Origin of the sequence: Streptomyces sp. F63, assembly GCF_018070345.1 — a bacterium.
GTDB lineage: Bacteria > Actinomycetota > Actinomycetes > Streptomycetales > Streptomycetaceae > Streptomyces.
Window position 1 is genome coordinate 12,926 of the sequence record NZ_JAGPXX010000020.1, and the last position, 17,129, is coordinate 30,054.

Annotated in this window: 14 protein-coding genes; 5 read left to right on the forward strand and 9 right to left on the reverse strand. The window is 75.5% G+C overall.

Annotated features, from left to right (window positions below; all coding sequences use genetic code 11):
* Positions 1–87: 87 nt before the first annotated feature.
* The 3 genes from KBZ10_RS19620 (at position 88) to KBZ10_RS19630 (ending at position 3,602) form a co-directional block, all read left to right on the forward strand.
* Positions 88–1,620, forward strand: coding sequence for an aldehyde dehydrogenase (NADP(+)) (locus KBZ10_RS19620; protein ID WP_210988968.1), 1,533 nt, complete (start codon positions 88–90; stop codon positions 1,618–1,620).
* 187 nt (positions 1,621–1,807) lie between these two features.
* Positions 1,808–2,467 (forward strand): GntR family transcriptional regulator, encoded by a 660-nt coding sequence (locus tag KBZ10_RS19625; RefSeq protein WP_210988969.1) that lies wholly within the window; start codon positions 1,808–1,810, stop codon positions 2,465–2,467.
* A 64-nt stretch (positions 2,468–2,531) separates the two neighbouring features.
* Positions 2,532–3,602 carry an aminotransferase class V-fold PLP-dependent enzyme gene (locus tag KBZ10_RS19630; RefSeq protein ID WP_210988970.1) on the forward strand — a complete coding sequence of 357 codons (1,071 nt, stop codon included), beginning with the start codon at positions 2,532–2,534 and terminating at the stop codon, positions 3,600–3,602.
* Positions 3,603–3,771: 169 nt separating this feature from the next.
* Here the strand turns inward: KBZ10_RS19630 and thpD are convergent, their stop codons facing one another.
* From thpD to ectA, 4 genes are all read right to left on the reverse strand, one after another.
* Positions 3,772–4,671, reverse strand: a complete 900-nt coding sequence (gene thpD, locus KBZ10_RS19635) for an ectoine hydroxylase (RefSeq protein WP_210988971.1) — start codon at positions 4,669–4,671, stop codon at positions 3,772–3,774.
* A 61-nt stretch (positions 4,672–4,732) separates the two neighbouring features.
* Positions 4,733–5,137 (reverse strand): ectoine synthase, encoded by a 405-nt coding sequence (locus KBZ10_RS19640; protein ID WP_210988972.1) that lies wholly within the window; start codon positions 5,135–5,137, stop codon positions 4,733–4,735.
* A gap of 86 nt (positions 5,138–5,223) precedes the next feature.
* Entirely contained in the window at positions 5,224–6,492 is a 1,269-nt protein-coding gene (ectB, locus tag KBZ10_RS19645; RefSeq protein WP_210988973.1) for a diaminobutyrate--2-oxoglutarate transaminase, read from the reverse strand.
* A gap of 112 nt (positions 6,493–6,604) precedes the next feature.
* Positions 6,605–7,168, reverse strand: coding sequence for a diaminobutyrate acetyltransferase (gene ectA / locus KBZ10_RS19650; RefSeq protein WP_210988974.1), 564 nt, complete (start codon positions 7,166–7,168; stop codon positions 6,605–6,607).
* A 454-nt stretch (positions 7,169–7,622) separates the two neighbouring features.
* On the opposite strand from ectA, the gene KBZ10_RS19655 reads away from it, so the two are divergent.
* The gene (locus tag KBZ10_RS19655) at positions 7,623–8,714 is read left to right on the forward strand and encodes an amidohydrolase family protein (RefSeq protein ID WP_210988975.1); all 1,092 of its coding nucleotides are present in this window, start codon (positions 7,623–7,625) and stop codon (positions 8,712–8,714) included.
* A 240-nt stretch (positions 8,715–8,954) separates the two neighbouring features.
* Positions 8,955–9,968, forward strand: coding sequence for an SCO1860 family LAETG-anchored protein (locus tag KBZ10_RS19660; RefSeq protein WP_210988976.1), 1,014 nt, complete (start codon positions 8,955–8,957; stop codon positions 9,966–9,968).
* 445 nt (positions 9,969–10,413) lie between these two features.
* Here the strand turns inward: KBZ10_RS19660 and cobC are convergent, their stop codons facing one another.
* From cobC to KBZ10_RS19685, 5 genes are all read right to left on the reverse strand, one after another.
* Entirely contained in the window at positions 10,414–11,469 is a 1,056-nt protein-coding gene (cobC, locus tag KBZ10_RS19665) for an Rv2231c family pyridoxal phosphate-dependent protein CobC (protein WP_210988977.1), read from the reverse strand.
* Positions 11,466–12,140, reverse strand: coding sequence for a cobalamin biosynthesis protein (locus tag KBZ10_RS30615; protein WP_374223374.1), 675 nt, complete (start codon positions 12,138–12,140; stop codon positions 11,466–11,468). The genes cobC and KBZ10_RS30615 overlap by 4 nt, the downstream gene beginning before the upstream one ends.
* Positions 12,141–12,364: 224 nt before the next feature.
* On the reverse strand, positions 12,365–14,008 hold the full coding sequence (locus tag KBZ10_RS19675) for a cobyrinate a,c-diamide synthase (RefSeq protein ID WP_210989050.1): 1,644 nt from the start codon (positions 14,006–14,008) through the stop codon (positions 12,365–12,367).
* Between the two features lie 89 nt (positions 14,009–14,097).
* On the reverse strand, positions 14,098–14,694 hold the full coding sequence (gene cobO, locus KBZ10_RS19680; protein WP_210988979.1) for a cob(I)yrinic acid a,c-diamide adenosyltransferase: 597 nt from the start codon (positions 14,692–14,694) through the stop codon (positions 14,098–14,100).
* Positions 14,694–17,051, reverse strand: coding sequence for a putative cobaltochelatase (locus KBZ10_RS19685; RefSeq protein WP_247702664.1), 2,358 nt, complete (start codon positions 17,049–17,051; stop codon positions 14,694–14,696). Before KBZ10_RS19685 ends, cobO begins: the two co-directional genes overlap by 1 nt.
* Positions 17,052–17,129 lie beyond the last annotated feature (78 nt).

Here is a 17,129-nt window from a genome sequence, read left to right on the forward strand (position 1 = left end):
CCGGAAATAGGGTCCAGGGTATTCAGTATCAGGAACAACGTTCAGTATCTCGAACGCCATCGAGTGGAACGAGCTGGAGGAACCGCAGTGGCCGCAAGCGTGTGGAGCGTCGACCCCCGGACCGGGAAGCGGCGGGAGGAAGTGGCCGTCGAGGCCACGCCCGCGGAGGTCGACGAGGCCGTGCGCGCCGCTCACGCGGTGCGCGGCAGCCTCGCCGACCGCGCCGTGCGCACCGCCTTCCTGCGCACGGCCGCCGACCTCCTGGACGAGTCCGCCGGCCATGTCGTCGAGGCCGCCGACGCGGAGACGGCGCTCGGCCCCGGCCGGCTCACCGGGGAGCTCGCCCGGACGACGTACCAGCTCCGGGCGTTCGCCGACCTCGTCGACGAGGGGGCCTTCCTCGGCGTGATGATCGACCACGCCGTCCCGGACCTCAAGCCGGTCCCGCGCCCCGACCTGCGCCGCCACAAGGTGCCGCTCGGTGTCGTCGCCGTCTACTCCGCGAGCAACTTTCCGCTCGCCTTCTCCGTCCCCGGCGGCGACACGGCCAGCGCGCTCGCCGCGGGCTGCCCCGTCGTCGTCAAGGCCCACCCGGACCACCCGGCGACCTCCGAGCTGTGCGCCTCCGTGCTGCGCCGCGCCGCCGTCCGGGCCGGACTGCCGGCGGACGTCGTCCGCCTGGTCCACGGCTTCGAGGCGGGCGTCGAGCTGATCAAGCACCCACTGGTCTCGGCCGCCGGGTTCACCGGGTCGGTCCGCGGCGGCCGGGCACTCTTCGACGCGGCGGCCGCCCGCCCCGTGCCCATCCCGTTCCACGGCGAGCTCGGCAGTCTCAACCCGGTCGTCGTCACCGGGGCCGCCGCGGAGGAGCGCGCCGACGAGATCGGCGCCGGCCTGGCCGGGTCGATGACCCTCGGGCACGGCCAGTTCTGCGTCAAGCCCGGTCTGGTGCTCACCCCCTCGGGCGCGGCCGGGGACCGGCTGCTGGCCGCCCTCACCGATGCCGTCGGCAAGACCGGGGCGGGGGTGCTGCTCGACTCCCGGATGCGCGACAACTTCGTCCGCGGAGTGCGCGAGCGGCTGGGGCTCCCCGGAGTCGGCAGCCCGGTGACCCCGGGCGAGAGCGGTGAGCTGGCCGTCGGCGCCGGGTACCTCACCGTTCCGGCGGCGCGGCTGGCCGAGGGCGACGTCCACGCACTGCTGCTGGAGGAGTGCTTCGGCCCCGTCACCGTCGTCGTCCGGTACGAGAACGCGGCCGAGGTCTCCGCGGTCCTGGAGCGGCTGCCCGGCAACCTCACCGCCACCGTCCACATCGGCACGGGCGAGGCGGAGGAGGAGCACGGCTTCGCGGCGCGGCTGCTCGCCGAGCTGACCCCGCTGGCCGGCCGGCTGCTCGTGAACGGCTGGCCCACCGGCGTCGCCGTGGCCCCCGCACAGCACCACGGCGGCCCCTACCCGGCCACGACCTCCACCTCCACCTCGGTCGGCGCCACAGCGATCGAGCGCTGGCTGCGCCCGGTGGCCTACCAGAACACGCCGCAGGCACTGCTGCCCCCGGAGCTCAGGGACGGCAACCCGCTCGGCCTCCCGCGCCGCGTCGACGGCCGCCCGGAACACTGACCGGAGCCGCCCCCGGCCGGCGGCCACCCGCCCCGGCCGGGGGCCCCGGGACCTGTTCGGCGTAACGGGCGGGCCCGAGGGGGCGCACCCGGGGGTGCGGGGCGGAGAACGGGAAGCGGCCGCACAGCGCGCCCGTTCCCCGGCGGAAGCGGAGTGCCACCCGCTGCCGAAAAGGGACAATAGGGGCATGGCGGAAGGGAATGCCGCGGTGCACGAGGCGTACGACGCCGTCCGGACGCGCATGACGGACGGCCGCTACGCCCAGGGGCAGATCATCAGCCCGGAAGCGGTCGCGGCGGAGACGAGCCTGCCGCTTCCGGCCATCGAGGCCGCCTTCGGCCGCCTGGTCGAGGAGAACGCCCTGCGTCTCTACCCGCGGCACGGTGCGCTGGTCCTCCCGCTGGATCTGGAGGAGGCGCGCGAGGTCATGGAGGCCCGGCTGCTGCTGGAGATCTTCGCGATCGACTCCGTGGTCGCCCGCGGCCGGGAGCACGCGCGCCGCCTGGGCCGCGATCTCGCCCCGCTGCTGGAGAAGAGGGACACCTCCGAGGCCACCCTGCTCCAGGCCCGGCGTTTCCACGGCGAACTGGTGGCGGCGGCGGGCAACGCCGTGGTCGCCCGGATGCACGAGACGCTGTGGGACCGCAGCCTGCATGTCGCCGCCGCCTCCACCGCCGGGGCGGAGAACCGGGACAGCAACATCGCCGAGCACCGGGAGATCGCCGAGGCCCTGTCCCGGGGCGAGGGCGCGCGCGCCCGCCGGCTGGTGTACGAGCACGTCTCCGCCATCCTGCGCCGCGTCGGCGTCGGCGACGAGCTGACCCTGCCGCGCCCGGCGGACGCCTGAGGGACCGCGGCCCGGCCGTTTCCCCGTGGACGGGCGGACCGCGTCCCCCGCATAGTGGCTCCCCATGGAGACCAGTCTGGGAGCACCGCACTTCGCGCCGGAATCGACCTATCTCAACACCGCCTCGATGGGACTGCTGCCCCGGAAGGCCGCGGCCGTCCTCCGGGACGGGATCGCGAACGCCGTCGCCGGCCGCCCCACCCCCGAGCTCGGCTTCCCCTCGGTGGACGGAGCCCGCGCGGCCTTCGCCCGCCTGGTGGGCGTGGACCCCGGGCGGGTGGCCACCTCGGGAGCCGTCGCCGTGCACGTCGGGCTGATCGCCGGCTCCCTGCCGGACGGGGCCGAAGTCCTGGTCGCCGACGGGGACTTCAGCTCCCTGGTCAACCCCTTCGCCGTCCGCCCCGGCCTGAAGCTGCGCAGCGTGCCGCTCGACGCCCTGGCGGACGCGGTCCGGCCCGGCACGGCGCTCGTCGCCGTCAGCGCCGTCCAGTCGGCCGACGGCCGCGTCGCCGACCTGGCCGCGATCCGGGAGGCCGCCCGCGCCCACGGCGCCCGTACGCTCGTCGACGCCACCCAGGCCGCCGGCTGGTTCCCGCTGAACGCCGGCGACTTCGACTACACCGTCACCGGCTCCTACAAGTGGCTGCTCTGCCCGCGCGGGGTCTCCTTCCTCACCGTCCCGGAGGACGGCGGCGGCCTGCGGCCGGTCTTCTCCGGCTGGACCGCGGGGGAGGACCCCTGGGAGAGCTGCTACGGACCGGTGCGCCGGCTCGCCCGCTCCGCGCGCCGGTTCGACGAGAGCCACGCGCTGCTGGCGTATCTCGCGGCCCCGCACGCCCTCGCCGTCATCGAGGAGACCGGCACGGAGGCCATCCGGGCCCACAACCTCGCACTCGCCGCGCGCTGCCGCGCCGGACTGGCCGAGCTGGGGTACGAGCCGCTGCCCGGGCCCGGCTCCGCGATCGTCGCGGTCCCCGGGCTGGGTGGCCGGGCCGAGGAGGCCCTCACCGCGGCGGACGTCCACGTGGCGGTCCGGGCCGGCAACCTGCGGGCGGCCTTCCACCTCTACAACACCGCCGCCGACGTGGACCGGCTGCTCGACGTGCTCTCCGGCCTGCCCGCCGCCCCGGCCTGACCCGGCACCGGCCCCCAACGGCGCGACGGCGGCCGCCGCCGGGAACGCCTCCCGGCGGCGGCCGCCGTCACTCGCCCAGTGGGAGCCCGATCCGGACGCGCCCCTCCCCCTCTCGTGAGGAGGCCACGGCCCGGACCCAGGTCACACCCTGCGAGCCTGGGTCATCTCGTCATGTCAGCGGCGTGAAGTCCCGGGCGCCGAGGAACTCGGGCCGGCGGATGGGGGCCGCGAACGGCTCCACGGCCGTGTTCTCCACGCTGTTGAAGACGATGAAGACGTTGCTCCGCGGGAACGGCGTGATGTTGTCACCGGAGCCGTGCATGCAGTTGCAGTCGAACCAGGTCGCCGACCCGGCCTTGCCGGTGAACAGCTTGATGCCGTGCTTCTCGGCGAAGCCGGACAGCGCCTCGTCGGACGGGATGCCCGCGTCCTGCATCTGCAGCGACCGCTTGTAGTGGTCCTTCGGGGTCTCACCGGCGCAGCCGAGGAACGTCTTGTGCGAACCCGGCATGATCATGAGACCGCCGTTGGTGTCGTAGTTCTCGGTCAGCGCGATCGAGACGGACACCGTGCGCATGTTCGGCAGGCCGTCCTCGGCGTGCCAGGTCTCGAAGTCCGAGTGCCAGTAGAACCCGGAGGCCCCGAACCCCGGCTTGACGTTGATCCGGCTCTGGTGGACGTAGACGTCCGAGCCGAGGATCTGCCGGGCGCGGTCCAGCACCCGCGGGTCGCGCACCAGCCCGGCGAAGACCTCGCTGATCTTGTGCACCTCGAAGACCGACCGGACCTTCTGCGACTTGGGCTCGACGATCGAACGCTCGTCGTCCTTCATCTTCGGGTCGGTGACCAGCCGGTTCAGCTCGTCGCGGTAGACCGCGACCTCGTCGGGGGTGATCAGCTGGTCGATCGCCATGAAGCCGTCGCGGTCGAAGGCGCTGATGTCGTTCTCGGAGATCGGGCCGGGGGTTCCGGGAGCCGACCACACGACCGGGTCAACGCGCGGGGTGGCCACCTCCGTGGCGCCGCGGGTCGGGTAGAGATCGGTCGTCCGCTCGGGTGCGATGGTCATGGTGCTGCACCTTCTCCTCTCGTTACGTCCCTGCTTCGTCCGTTTCCCTCGGTGAGGTGAATCAGCCCTCTTCGGGCTCGGTGAGCAGCGGGTAGACACCGTTCTCGTCGTGGTCCTCACGGCCGGTGACCGGCGGGTTGAAGACGCAGACGCAACGGAAGTCCGTCTTGGGCCGCATCGTGTGGCGCTCGTGCCCGTCCAGGAGGTACATCGTGCCGGGCTCGATCCAGTGCTTCTCGCCCGTTTCCTCGTTGGTGAGTTCGGCCTCGCCCTCCACGCACAGCACCGCCTCGACGTGGTTGGCGTACCACATCTTGGTCTCGGTCCCCGCGTAGAGCGTGGTCTCGTGCAGGGAGAAGCCGACGCGCTCCTTGGCGAGGAGTATGCGCTTGCTCTCCCAGGTGCCCGACTTCGACTTGACGTGCCGGTCGGTGCCCTCGATGTCCTTGAGGGATCGGACGATCACAGTGCTTCTGCCTTTCGTTTCTACGGTCGGCGATACGCGGGCCCGGGGCAACCCGGCGAACGAGCCGGATTGCCCCGGGAGACGGCTCAGACCGTCTCGCGCACCGCCCGGGCGAGGATCCGCAGACCCTCGTCCAGCTCCTCGGGGGTGGTGGTCAGCGCGGGCAGCAGCTTGACGACCTCGCTCTGCGGCCCGGACGTCTCGACCAGCAGCCCCAGGTCGAAGGCGCGCTTGCAGACGGCGCTCGCGCGGGACTTGTCGGTGAACTCCATGCCCCACACCAGGCCGCGGCCGCGCACCTGGCCGCCGAGCCGCGGGTGCTCCTCGACGATCGCCGTGAGCGCCTGCTCGACCTGCTCGCCGCGGCTGATGGTCTGCTTCTCCATCTGGCCGTCGGCCCAGTAGGTGTCGAGGGCCGCGGCGGCCGTCACGAAGGCCGGGTTGTTGCCGCGGAAGGTGCCGTTGTGCTCGCCCGGCTCCCACACGTCCAGCTCCGGCTTGAACAGGGTCAGGGACATCGGCAGCCCGTAGCCGCTGATGGACTTCGACAGCGTCACGATGTCCGGCGTGATGCCCGCCTCCTCGAAGGAGAAGAAGGCACCGGTGCGGCCGCAGCCCATCTGGATGTCGTCGACGATCAGCAGCATGTCGCGGCGCCGGCACAGGTCGGCGAGGGCGCGCAGCCAGTCGGCGCGGGCGACGTTGATGCCGCCCTCGCCCTGCACCGTCTCGACGATGACGGCGGCGGGCTGGTTGAGCCCGGAGCCCTGGTCCTCCAGCAGCCGCTCGAACCACAGGAAGTCCGGGACCTTGCCGTCGAAGTAGTTGTCGAACGGCATCGGGGTGCCGTGCACCAGCGGGATGCCGGCGCCGGCGCGCTTCATCGAGTTGCCGGTGACGGCGAGCGAGCCGAGGGACATGCCGTGGAAGGCGTTGGTGAAGGAGACGATCGCCTCGCGGCCCTTCACCTTCCGGGCCAGCTTGAGCGCGGCCTCGACGGCGTTGGTGCCGGTCGGGCCGGGGAACATGACCTTGTACGGCAGGTCGCGCGGCCGCAGGACCGTGTTCTGGAAGGACTCCAGGAAGGCCCGCTTGGCGGTGGTGCCCATGTCCAGGCCGTGCGTGACGCCGTCGCGCTCCAGGTAGTCCAGCAGCGCGCGTTTCAGCACCTCGTTGTTGTGGCCGTAGTTGAGGGCGCCGGCGCCGGAGAAGAAGTCGAGGTAGGTGTGGCCGTCCTCGTCGTACATGTAGCTGCCCTTGGCCCGGTCGAACACGGCCGGCCAGCCGCGGCAGTAGCTGCGAACCTCGGATTCCAGGCTCTCGAAGACGCTCAGGGCGGGCGGGGTGATGGTCACAGCGAACTCCAGGGAGTGGTCTGGGGAGTGAAGAAAGTCGGTGGGGGTGGTCAGGGCTCGGAGGCGGGGTTTCCGGGGGCTTCGGGTGCGGAGCCCGGGGTGAGGGGCCGGGTCAGCGCGGGGGCGCCGCCCACGGAAGGGGGCCTATCCGGTACAGCACCTCGGGCAGGTGGCCCTCCTCGGGGAACAGACCCGGGTCGAACAGGACCTCACGCTCCACGGCCGCGCCGTGCCGCTCGGCGAACGAGGTGAACAGGCGGTTCGACGCCGTGTTGTCCGGGGTGATCGTGGTCTCCACCCGGTGGACGCCCTTCTCGCGGGCGACCCGCTCGGTCAGCCCGTCGAGCAGCGCGCCGGCGAGGCCGCGCCCGCGCTGGCTCGCGTCGACGGCCACCTGCCACACGACGAGCGTGTCCGGGGCCTCGGGGCGGACGTATCCGGTGACGAAGCCGACCGGCTCGCCCTCGGCGCCGCGGGCCACCACGGAGGTGGCGGCGAAGTCGCGGCACCACAGGAGGTAGCTGTACGACGAGTTGAGGTCGAGCACCTCGGAGTCGCGGGCGATGCGCCAGATCGCGGCTCCGTCGTCGACGCGGGGCGTGTCGAGCTTGAGTCCTTCCGGCATTTCCAGGAATTCCGTACGGGGACCTGCGGGGTCTGCTTGCGCGGCGGTCATGCGTATTCAATTTACCGAGCAAAAAGTGAAAATGCATCGGGGCGGGGGGTTACGCGGGCGGGGGTGTCTGTGTTATTCGGGCGCGGTCGTGCGGGCGCGCGAAACCCGGTCGGAGTGCCCTGATATATGGGCTCATTCCCGGAAGAACCGGGCGGCCTGTGGATCGCGTCACATATCAGTAACAACCCAGGTCGCGGGTGCGGGAGGGGCTGCTGGGGGCTGTGACGAATCCGTGTGTTTGAGATACGGGAAACCGGGAAGAAGAGTTCCGGACCCTACGCATTTGGAGAATTGGCAATTCCGTTGAGGAGAACATAGCGCGAATGCGCGAAACTGTCACCGGAATCACGGAACCTGCCCGCCGCGGAGTCCGTCCGCCCCTTCCCGCCGCCGGACCCCGCACCGGACCGGGCCGGCCCGCCGCACGGACCGGCCCGCTCGTAGAGTGCCTGTCATGAGCGAAGGCACGGTGCTGCACATCAAGGGACGGGTGCTCCTCGGCCCGGAGGACGTCCGGGACGAGCTGTGGGTGCGGGACGGCCGCATCACCTACGAGGCCCCCGCCGCCGCGCGGGAGGTGACCACCCTCACCGGCTGGGTCCTCCCCGGGCTCGTCGACGCGCACTGCCACGTCGGCCTGGACGCCCACGGCCCGGTCGACGACTCGACCGGCGAGAAGCAGGCCGTGACCGACCGCGACGCCGGAGCGCTGCTGATCCGGGACGCCGGCTCCCCGTCGGACACCCGCTGGATCGACGACCGCGAGGACCTGCCGCGGATCATCCGCGCCGGCCGGCACATCGCCCGCACCCGCCGCTACATCCGCAACTACGCCCACGAGATCGAGCCGGGCGACCTCGTCGCGTACGTCGCCCGGGAGGCGCGCCGCGGCGACGGCTGGGTCAAGCTCGTCGGCGACTGGATCGACCGCGCCGTCGGCGACCTCGCCCCCTGCTGGCCGCGCGGCGAGGTGGAGGCCGCCATCGCGGAGGCCCACCGGCTCGGCGCCCGCGTCACCGCCCACTGCTTCGCCGAGGACTCCCTGCGCGATCTGGTGGAGGCGGGCATCGACTGCGTCGAGCACGCCACCGGACTGACCGAGGAGACCATCCCGCTCTTCGCCGAGCGCGGCGTGGCCATCGTCCCCACCCTCGTCAACATCGCCACCTTCCCGCGGCTCGCCGACGGCGGGCAGGAGAAGTTCCCCCGCTGGTCGGACCATATGCGGCGGCTCCACGAGCGGCGCTACGCGACGGTGGCCGCCGCCTACGAGGCCGGTATCCCCGTCTTCGCCGGCACGGACGCGGGCGGCTCCCTCCCGCACGGCCTGATCGCGGGGGAGGTCGCCGAACTGGTGAAGGCCGGCCTGCCGGCCGCGGCGGCGCTGTCGGCCGCCACCTGGGGCGCGCGCGAATGGCTCGGGCGCCCCGGCCTGACGGAGGGCGCCCCGGCGGACCTGGTCGTGTACGAGGCCGACCCGCGCGAGGACGTCCGTGTGCTGGCGGCACCCCGGCACGTGGTGCTGCGCGGCCGCGTCATCGGCTGAGCCGCCGTCCGGCGGGCTCCTCCGCACCCGGCCCGGCCCCGGAGCGCTGCCGCTCCGGGGCCGGCCCGGCTTCCGGACCTGTGATCGAACGCGAGCGCAGAAACCACCCGATGGTGTGAACTCACGCCATGTTGCTGCCTGTTCACCGACAGTACGTAAGTATGCGTTGCGTCGAGGTCGCCGCGCCGAAGCCTCCGGGCCGCGTCGGCGACTCCATTTCTCTTGTGGGGGTTCCACACCTTGAACAGCAATGCCTTCGTCCCGCCCGTGCGCCGTACCGCCGCCGCGCTGACGGCCGCCGCCCTGGCCGCCGCCCCGGTGCTCCTCGCCGGTGCCGCGCCCGCGTACGCGTCCGGAGGTGACGGCAAGGCCGGAGCGGTCGTGCTCCGCGCCGACCTCGGGGTCTCCCTGCTCGACCGGACCCGGGTGCCGCTGAACGTCACGCTCAACGAGGTCCAGGCCCCGGAGTCGGCCAGGGAGACCCTGCTCACCGCCCGGGTGAAGGGCGCCCACCAGGGCCGTCCCGTCACGATGCTGGACGCGAAGGTGGCCACCGCGGACGCCACGACCGGAGACGGGAAGGCGGAGGGACGGGCCAATCTCGTCAACGCCCGGGTCTCCGTGCCCGGCCTGAACCTGAAGCACCGCCCGCTGATCGAGCTCGACCAGGTCACGTCCACCGCCGTCTGCGCGGCCGGCCAGCAGCCGCAGGCCGACTCGAAGATCCCCGGCCATGTGACGGTCCTCGGCAAGCGGATCGAGCTGAGCGCGAGCGGCACCGCGCGGGCCGACGTCGAGGGCGTCGGCTCGGTCCGGCTCGACCTGGCGAAGACCAGCACCACGGCGACGACCGCCGCCGCCACGGCGCTGAAGCTCCAGCTGTCCGTCACCCCGGAGCGGCTCGACGTCGCCGCGGTGGAGGGCACGATCACCCTGGTCGAGGCCACCTGCGAGAGCCCCGCCGGCGGCTCCGGTGACGGAGAGCCGGAGCCGGGCACCGGTGACGGCGGCGCGACCGAGGGCGCCACCGGCGGCTCGGGCGGGTCCGGCGACGGCTCGGGTGACGGCTCCGGCTCCGGTGACGGCGACGGCGTCAGCACCCAGACCGGCACCGGGAACGGCGACGGCAACCTCGCCGCGACCGGCGGCAACTCCAGCACGCCGTACCTGGCGGCCGGTGCCGGCGCCCTGCTCGCGGCCGGCGGCGTCTCGGTCTTCGTCGCACGGCGCCGGGCGGCCGCACGCCGCGGCTGACCCCGGCCGACCGTGACGGTCCCGGGGCCGCCGGTCCCGGGACCGTCACGGGGGAGACGGCGCGGCCCCGCCCCGGGCGTGGGGCGGGGCCGCGCCGCCGGCCATCCGCTCCCTGCCGCGGCCCCGCCCGGGGCCCCGCCCCGCCGGGTACGGAGCCCCGCCGGGTACGGACGCCCCGGTCGCCCGCGGTCCGCCGGGCGGACCGGCGGGCGGCCGGCGGCGGTGACGACCGACCGGGCTCTCACGCGGCGCTCCGGTCCGCCGGCCGGCGGCGCCCCGTCCGCGACTGCGGTGAGCGCGGCGCGGGCGCCGAGCGCCGGGGCCCACGCGACGAGGGCGTCGGCGGCCCCGGCTCGCCGGACGGCAGGCCGGATCCCCGACCGGTCCGGGAGCCCGTGCGGCGGGGCCCGCGGGCCGCGTGCGGCGCGCCCGGGAGACCGGCCGGTCAGCGGTCGGCGAGGGCCTTGGCCAGGGCGTCGGCGAACAGGTCCGTCGTCCGGGGATCGCGGACCGCCAGCCGCAGCCACTCCGCACCGAGCCCGGGGAACGTGTCGCCCCGGCGGACCGCGAAGCCGCGCTCGCGCAGCCGTTCCCGTACAGCGGCGGCGTCCGGCAGCCGGAGCAGCACGAACGGCCCCGCGGCCGGGCCGCAGACCGCGACCTCGCCGAACTCCGCGAGCCGCGCCAGGAGATGCTCCCGGTCCGCCGCCACGCGCTCCGCGGCGCGCGCCGCCTCCGCGAGCGCCGCCGGCTCACAGCAGGCCTCCGCCGCGGCGAGGGCCGGCGCGGACACCGGCCACAGCGGCTGGGCGCGCTCCAGCGCCGCGATCCGCTCCGGTTCCGCGAGGACGTAGCCGACCCGCAGCCCGGCCAGGCCCCAGGTCTTGGTGAGGCTGCGCAGCACCACCAGACCCGGCAGCTCCGTCCGCGAGGCCAGCGAGGCCCGCTCGCCCGGCACGGCGTCCATGAAGGCCTCGTCGACGACGAGCAGCCGCCCGGGCCGGGCCAGCGACGCGAGACCGTCCGGGCCGTCCGCGGGATGGAGCACGGAGGTCGGGTTGGTGGGGTTGCCGATCACGACCAGGTCGGCGTCCTCCGGCACGGAATCCGGCCGGAGCCGGAAGCCGTCCTCGCGCCGCAGCAGCACCCGCTCCACTGGGTGGCCGGCGTTCCGCAGGGCCGCCTCCGGCTCGGTGAACTGCGGGTGCACCACCACCGGGCGGCGGGCCGCGAAGGCCCGGGCGACCAGGACGAACGCCTCCGCCGCCCCGGCCGTCAAGAGCACCCGGGAGACGGGCAGCCCGTGCCGGCGCGCGACGGCCTCGCGGGCCGGGGCGCCGTCGGGATAGGCGGCGAGCGTGCCGAGGGAGGCGGCGATCCGGGCCCTGAGCCAGTCCGGGGGCGTACCCGCGCGGACGTTGACGGCCAAGTCGGTCAGATCCGTGCCGCGCACCTCGGCGTCGCCGTGGTGGGCCAGATCGGGTCCGGTCGGCGCGGTCACGGGAGTCCTGCCTTCTGTCGGGTGCGGGCCTGCCCCGGTTCCGGCGGAGCGGGGGCGGGGCCTGCGGGACGCGGAGCTGCCGGGCGGCGGCCCGCGGGCCGGAGGGCCGTGGAGTGCGGATCCGCGGAGTGCGGGTCCGCGGGGGCGGGGGCGGGGGCTGCCGGCATGAGGGGCTGCCGGTTGGCGGCACACGGGGCCGGAGCCCGCGAGGTGGTGCCGGGCGGCTCCGGGACGGCCGGGTGGCCGGCCACGGCCACCGTCGCCCGGGACGAGGCGGACTTGGGCACGAGGAGCACGGCCCCGGGCCCCGCGGCGAGCAGGGCGGCGGCCTCGGCCACACTGGGCGTGCCCGTCGCGCCGAGCACGGTGGGGGACGGGTGCGGGACGTCCACGGCGGCCAGCTCCGCCGCCGGGTACGTCACCAGTGGTACGCCGAGCCGGGCCGCCGCCCCGGCGATGCCCGGCTCACCGGCCTTGGCCTCGGCCGTCGCCAGCACGGCGACCGCCGGGCCCCGCCGCCCGGCCGCTCCGGCCGGGCCTGCTTCGGCCGGGCCCGCTCCGGCCGTGTCGGCGGCTCCGGCGATTCCCGCCGTCTCCAGCGCCTCCCGGAGCAGCGCGAGCACCTCGTCCGCGGTGACCCCGGCCCGCGCACCGACCCCGGCCGCGAGCACCGGGTACCGGCCGCCGTCCTCGCCTGCTCCGCCGTCCTCGCCTGCTCCGCCTGCTCCGCCTGCTCCGCCGGCCCCGCCGGCCCCGCGGTCCCGTACGGCGCCGGGCGGCCCGGCCCCGACGGCCGTCGCCGGAACGGCCGTTCGGAAAGCGGTTGTGCCGCTACCGGTCGTCCGGGCCGGGCGGTTCCGGGGGCCCGCCGTGATCCGCTCGGCGGCGGCCCCCGTCATCCCGCGCACCGCCCGACGAATCTGCGGGCGGTGCCCGGGGCGCCCGCCCAGTGCAGATGGACGTAGGAGGCGTGCAGGCCCCCCTGGACGAAGCCCTCGACGCGGCGCGACGGCCGGTGCAGCCCCCAGGCCGGTGCGGTGCCGGCGCCCGGCTCGATCACCGTGCGGTGGAACTCGTGTCCGCGCAGCCTCGCCCCCACCGGGGCCAGCGCGCTGTCCGACAGGGCCACGGCCTCGCGGTAGCCGAGCGTCAGCCGCTCCGTCATCCGCGCCTCCGCGTCCAGGACCCCGCACATCGGCCTGCCGTCCAGCGACCGGGCCAGGTACAGCAGGCCGGCGCATTCCGCCGCCACGGGGGCGCCCCGGGCGGCGAGCGCCGCGACGGCCTCGCGCAGCGGCTCGTTCGCCGACAGCTCGGGCGCGTACATCTCGGGAAAGCCGCCGCCGACGACCAGTCCGGCGGTGCCCGGCGGCAGCTTCTCGTCGCGCAGCGGGTCGACGGTGACGACCTCGGCGCCCGCCGCCGTGAGGAGTTCGGCGTGTTCGGCGTACGAGAAGGTGAACGCCGGCCCGCCGGCGACGGCGATCACCGGGCGGCCGGGCCGGTCCCGGGAGTCCGGCGCCGGTGCGTCCGGTCCGGCCGGTGCGCTCGCGGCGGAGCCCGGGCGGGCCTGCGGACCGCTGCGGGAGCCGGCCCGGCGCGCCCCGGTCCCGTGCCCGGGCGGGTCCGGCTCCGGGGCCGCCGGGCGGTGCGCGAGCCGGTCCCCGGGCCGCTCGGCCTCCGCCCCGGGGGGCACCGCCCCCGGGGAACCCGCCGGGACCGGGGAGACGGGGGAGCCCGGGGAGCCCGGGAGAGTGCCGTGGGCCGCGCTCCCCGTCACCGGGACCCGCCCCGCCCGGAGTTCCCCCGTCCCCGCTTCCGCCGCCGGGTCCCACACCGGTCCCGGCACGGGCGGGGCGCTGCGTGCCAGGGCGAACAGCGCGTCCAGATCACAGCCGGCGCGCACCCGCTCCGCCAGGGCCGCGACCGACGCGACCGCCTCCGCCCGCCGCTCGGCGGCCGGCACCAGCCCCAGGTGGCGCGAGGGCGTACCGGCGTCCGGTGAGCGGCGCAGCGCGCCCAGCACCGGCACCCCGGACGCGTCCAGGGCCTCCCGCAGCAGTTCCTCGTGCCGGTCGGAGCCGAGCTTGTTGAGGATCACCCCGGCGAGCCGCACCTCCGGGTCCCAGGAGGCGAAGCCGTGCACCAGTGCCGCCACCGAACGCGACTGCGAGGACGCGTCCACGACCAGCACCACGGGGGCCCGGAGCACCTTCGCCACCTGCGCCGTCGAGGCGAGTTCGCCCTGCCCGGCGGCACCGTCGTAGAGGCCCATCACGCCCTCGACGACGGCCAGGTCGGCGCCGGCCGCGCCGTGCAGGAAGAGCGGGGCGATCCGCTCGGGGCCGCACAGATACGCGTCCAGGTTGCGTCCGGGGCGGCCGGCGGCGAGCGCGTGGTAGCCCGGGTCGATGTAGTCGGGGCCGACCTTGTGCGGGGAGACGGTGAGACCGCGGCCGGCGTAGGCGGCCATCAGGCCGGTGGCCACGGTCGTCTTGCCGCTGCCCGAGGCGGGCGCGGCGATCACCAGGCGCGGCACCCGGTGCGGGGCCGTGGCGGGCCCGGCCGCGGACGGCGCCGCGCCCGGGCCGGCGGCGGAGGGGCCGGCGGCGGAGGGGCCGGCGGTGCTCACCACTCGATGCCCCGCTGGCCCTTCTGGCCCGCGTCCATCGGGTGCTTCACCTTCGTCATCTCGGTGACCAGATCGGCCGCCTCCAGCAGTTCCGGCGGAGCGTTGCGGCCGGTGACCACGACGTGCTGGGTGCCCGGCCGGCCGCGCAGCACCGAGACGACCTCCGCCGTGTCGATCCAGCCCCAGTGCAGCGGATAGGCGAACTCGTCCAGGACGTACAGGCGGTGGGTCTCGGCCGCGAGGTCCCGCTTGACCTGCTCCCAGCCCTCCCGGGCCGCCTCCTCGCTCGACCCCATGTCCCGCTGCGTCCAGGACCAGCCCTCACCCATCTTGTGCCAGACGACGGGGCCGCCCTCGCCCGAGGCGCCCAGGACGCGCAGGGCGCGCTCCTCGCCGACCCGCCACTTCGCGGACTTCACGAACTGGAACACCCCCACCGGCCATCCCTGGTTCCAGGCCCGCAGCGCCATTCCGAAGGCGGCTGTGGACTTCCCCTTGCCGGGGCCCGTGTGCACCATCAGCAGCGGCCGGTTGCGGCGCTGACGGGTCGTCAGTCCGTCGTCCGGCACCGTGCTCGGCTGTCCCTGCGGCATTACGCGGCCCTCCCGGTGGTCCTCGTCGTCCGTGCCGTCCTCGGTCCGGCTCCCTGTCCGGCTCCCTGCCCGGCTCCCTGTCCGGCTCCCTGTCCGGCCGTCCGGCCGGTGTGGCGTCCGCCCGGCCGGCCGGGCCCCCCTCCCGTGTCCGGCGCGCCCGGTGCCCCCGGGGCGTACGGTGCGTGCCGCGCGCCCCGGACGCCGCGGACGAGTCCGGCCACACTGTCCGCGCGCAGCTCCTCCAACGTCACCGCCTCGCCGCCCAGTTGGCGGGCCAGCGCCCCGGCCAGCCCCAGCCGCACCGGTCCCGACTCGCAGTCCACGACCACCGAGGCCGTGCCTTCGGCGGCGAGCAGGCGCGCGGCCCGGGCCACCGGTGTGAGCGGATCGGCCCCGCGCCCGGCGTGCGCTCCGCCGCCCGTACCGCCGTGCCCGCCGGCCCCGGCACCCCGCGCGGCGGTCGCCCGGCCGTCCGTGACGACCACCAGCAGCGGCCGCCGCGACGCGTCCCGCAGCCGCTCCACCCGCAGCACCTCCCGGGCCCGCAGCAGCCCGGCGGCCAGCGGGGTGCGACCGCCCGTCGGCAGCCCTTCCAGCCGCGCCGCGGCCGCGTCCACGGAGGAGGTCGGCGGCAGCACCAGCTCCGCGTCCACGCCACGGAACGTGACCAGCCCGACCTTGTCGCGCCGCTGGTACGCGTCCAGCAGCAGCGACAGCACGGCGCCCTTGACCGCGCTCATCCGCCGCCGCGCCGCCATCGATCCGGAGGCGTCGACGAGGAACAGCACGAGATTGCCCTCGCGCCCCTCGCGCACCGCCTCCCGCAGATCGTCGCGGCGCACGACCAGGCCGCTTCCGGCCCGTCCCCGCGCGTGCTGGTAGGGGGCCGCGGCCCGTACGGTCGCCGCCAGGTGCAGTTTCGCCAGCGCGCCTCGCGGCCGTCGCGCACCGGTGGTGCGCCCGTGCCCGGTACGGGCGCGCGAGCGACGCCCGGCCGCCCCCTCACCCAGGCCCGGCACGCTCAGCACCCGGGCCCGGAACGGCTCGGCGGCCCCCACCGCGCGCTGCTCCGGGCCGTCGTCCCCGGCGACCGGGCGGGCCTCCCCGGCAGGCCCGTCCCCGGCGGTCGCGGACGGCTCGCCCGCCGGCTCCCCGGCGCCGTCCGGACGGCTGCCCGGGCTCTCCCCGGCGCCCCCCTCCTCCGGCCCGCCGGGGCCCTGCTCCGGTGCGCCGTCCCGGTCCGGCGCGTTCCCGTCGCCGGCCCGCCCGCCGTCCGTGCCGCCGCCGTTCCCGGTGGCTCCGCCGTCCTCGCCCCCGGAACCGTCCGGTCCACCCGCCGGACCCTCCGGCCCGCCGGGGCCCGGGTCCGTCGGGTCGTCGTCACCGCCGAACTCCTCCAGCGTCCGGTCCAGCAACTCCTCGTCCAGCCCCGGGGCGTCGAACGGATTGCGCCGCCGGCGGTGCGGCAGCGCCAGCAGCGCCGCGCGCCGCACGTCCTCCTCGCGCACCTCCGTGCGCCCGGCCCAGGCCGCGAGCGCCGTCGCGGTACGGGCCATCACGATGTCCGCGCGCATCCCGTCCACCTCGAACGCGGCACAGACCGCCGCGATGCGGCGCAGCGAGCGGTCGTCCAGCAGCACCGACGGCAGCAGGGCGCGCGCCGCCGCGATCCGCTCCCGCAGCGCCGACTCCTCGGCCGCCCAGCGGGCCGCGAAACCGGCCGGGTCGTCGTCGTGGGCCAGCCGCCGCCGGACGACCTCCACCCGCAGATCCGACTCGCGGGAGGCGGAGACCTCGACCGTCAGCCCGAACCGGTCGAGCAACTGCGGCCGCAGCTCGCCCTCCTCCGGGTTCATCGTGCCGACCAGCAGGAAGCGCGAGGCATGCCGCACGGAGACCCCTTCGCGTTCCACATAGGAGGCGCCCATGGCGGCGGCGTCCAGCAGCAGGTCCACCAGGTGGTCGTGGAGGAGGTTGACCTCGTCGACGTAGAGCACGCCGCGGTGGGCCTCCGCGAGCAGCCCCGGTTCGAACGCCTTCCTCCCCTCCGCCAGGGCGCGTTCGATGTCGAGCGCACCGGCGAGCCGGTCCTCCGAGGCGCCGACCGGCAGTTCGACCATCCGGGCCGGCCGCTCCGTCCCCGGGCCCGCGGGATGCGGACCGTCGGGGCAGGCACCGTCCGGCGCCTGCGGATCGCAGGAGAAGCGGCAGCCGGGCACCACGGCGACCGGCGGCAGCAGGGCCGACAGCGCACGCACGGCGGTCGACTTGGCGGTGCCCTTCTCGCCGCGCACCAGCACCCCGCCCACGGCCGGGGACACCGCGTTCAGCAGCAGTCCCAGCCGCAGATCGTCCATGCCGACGATCGCGGTGAACGGGTAGTGCGGGTCGGGGGAGCGGGAAACGGTGCCGGTCCTGTCGCTCGCGGCCGTGTC

Excerpts from the sequence above, each read along its gene's own strand:
- KBZ10_RS19625 (WP_210988969.1), top strand. The coding sequence starts at position 1,808 with ATGGCGGAAGGGAATGCCGCGGTGCACGAGGCGTACGACGCCGTCCGG.
- KBZ10_RS19630 (WP_210988970.1), top strand. The coding sequence starts at position 2,532 with ATGGAGACCAGTCTGGGAGCACCGCACTTCGCGCCGGAATCGACCTAT.
- thpD (WP_210988971.1), bottom strand. The coding sequence starts at position 4,671 with ATGACCATCGCACCCGAGCGGACGACCGATCTCTACCCGACCCGCGGC.
- ectA (WP_210988974.1), bottom strand. The coding sequence starts at position 7,168 with ATGACCGCCGCGCAAGCAGACCCCGCAGGTCCCCGTACGGAATTCCTG.
- KBZ10_RS19655 (WP_210988975.1), top strand. The coding sequence starts at position 7,623 with ATGAGCGAAGGCACGGTGCTGCACATCAAGGGACGGGTGCTCCTCGGC.
- cobO (WP_210988979.1), bottom strand. The coding sequence starts at position 14,694 with ATGCCGCAGGGACAGCCGAGCACGGTGCCGGACGACGGACTGACGACC.
- KBZ10_RS19685 (WP_247702664.1), bottom strand. The coding sequence starts at position 17,051 with ATGGACGATCTGCGGCTGGGACTGCTGCTGAACGCGGTGTCCCCGGCC.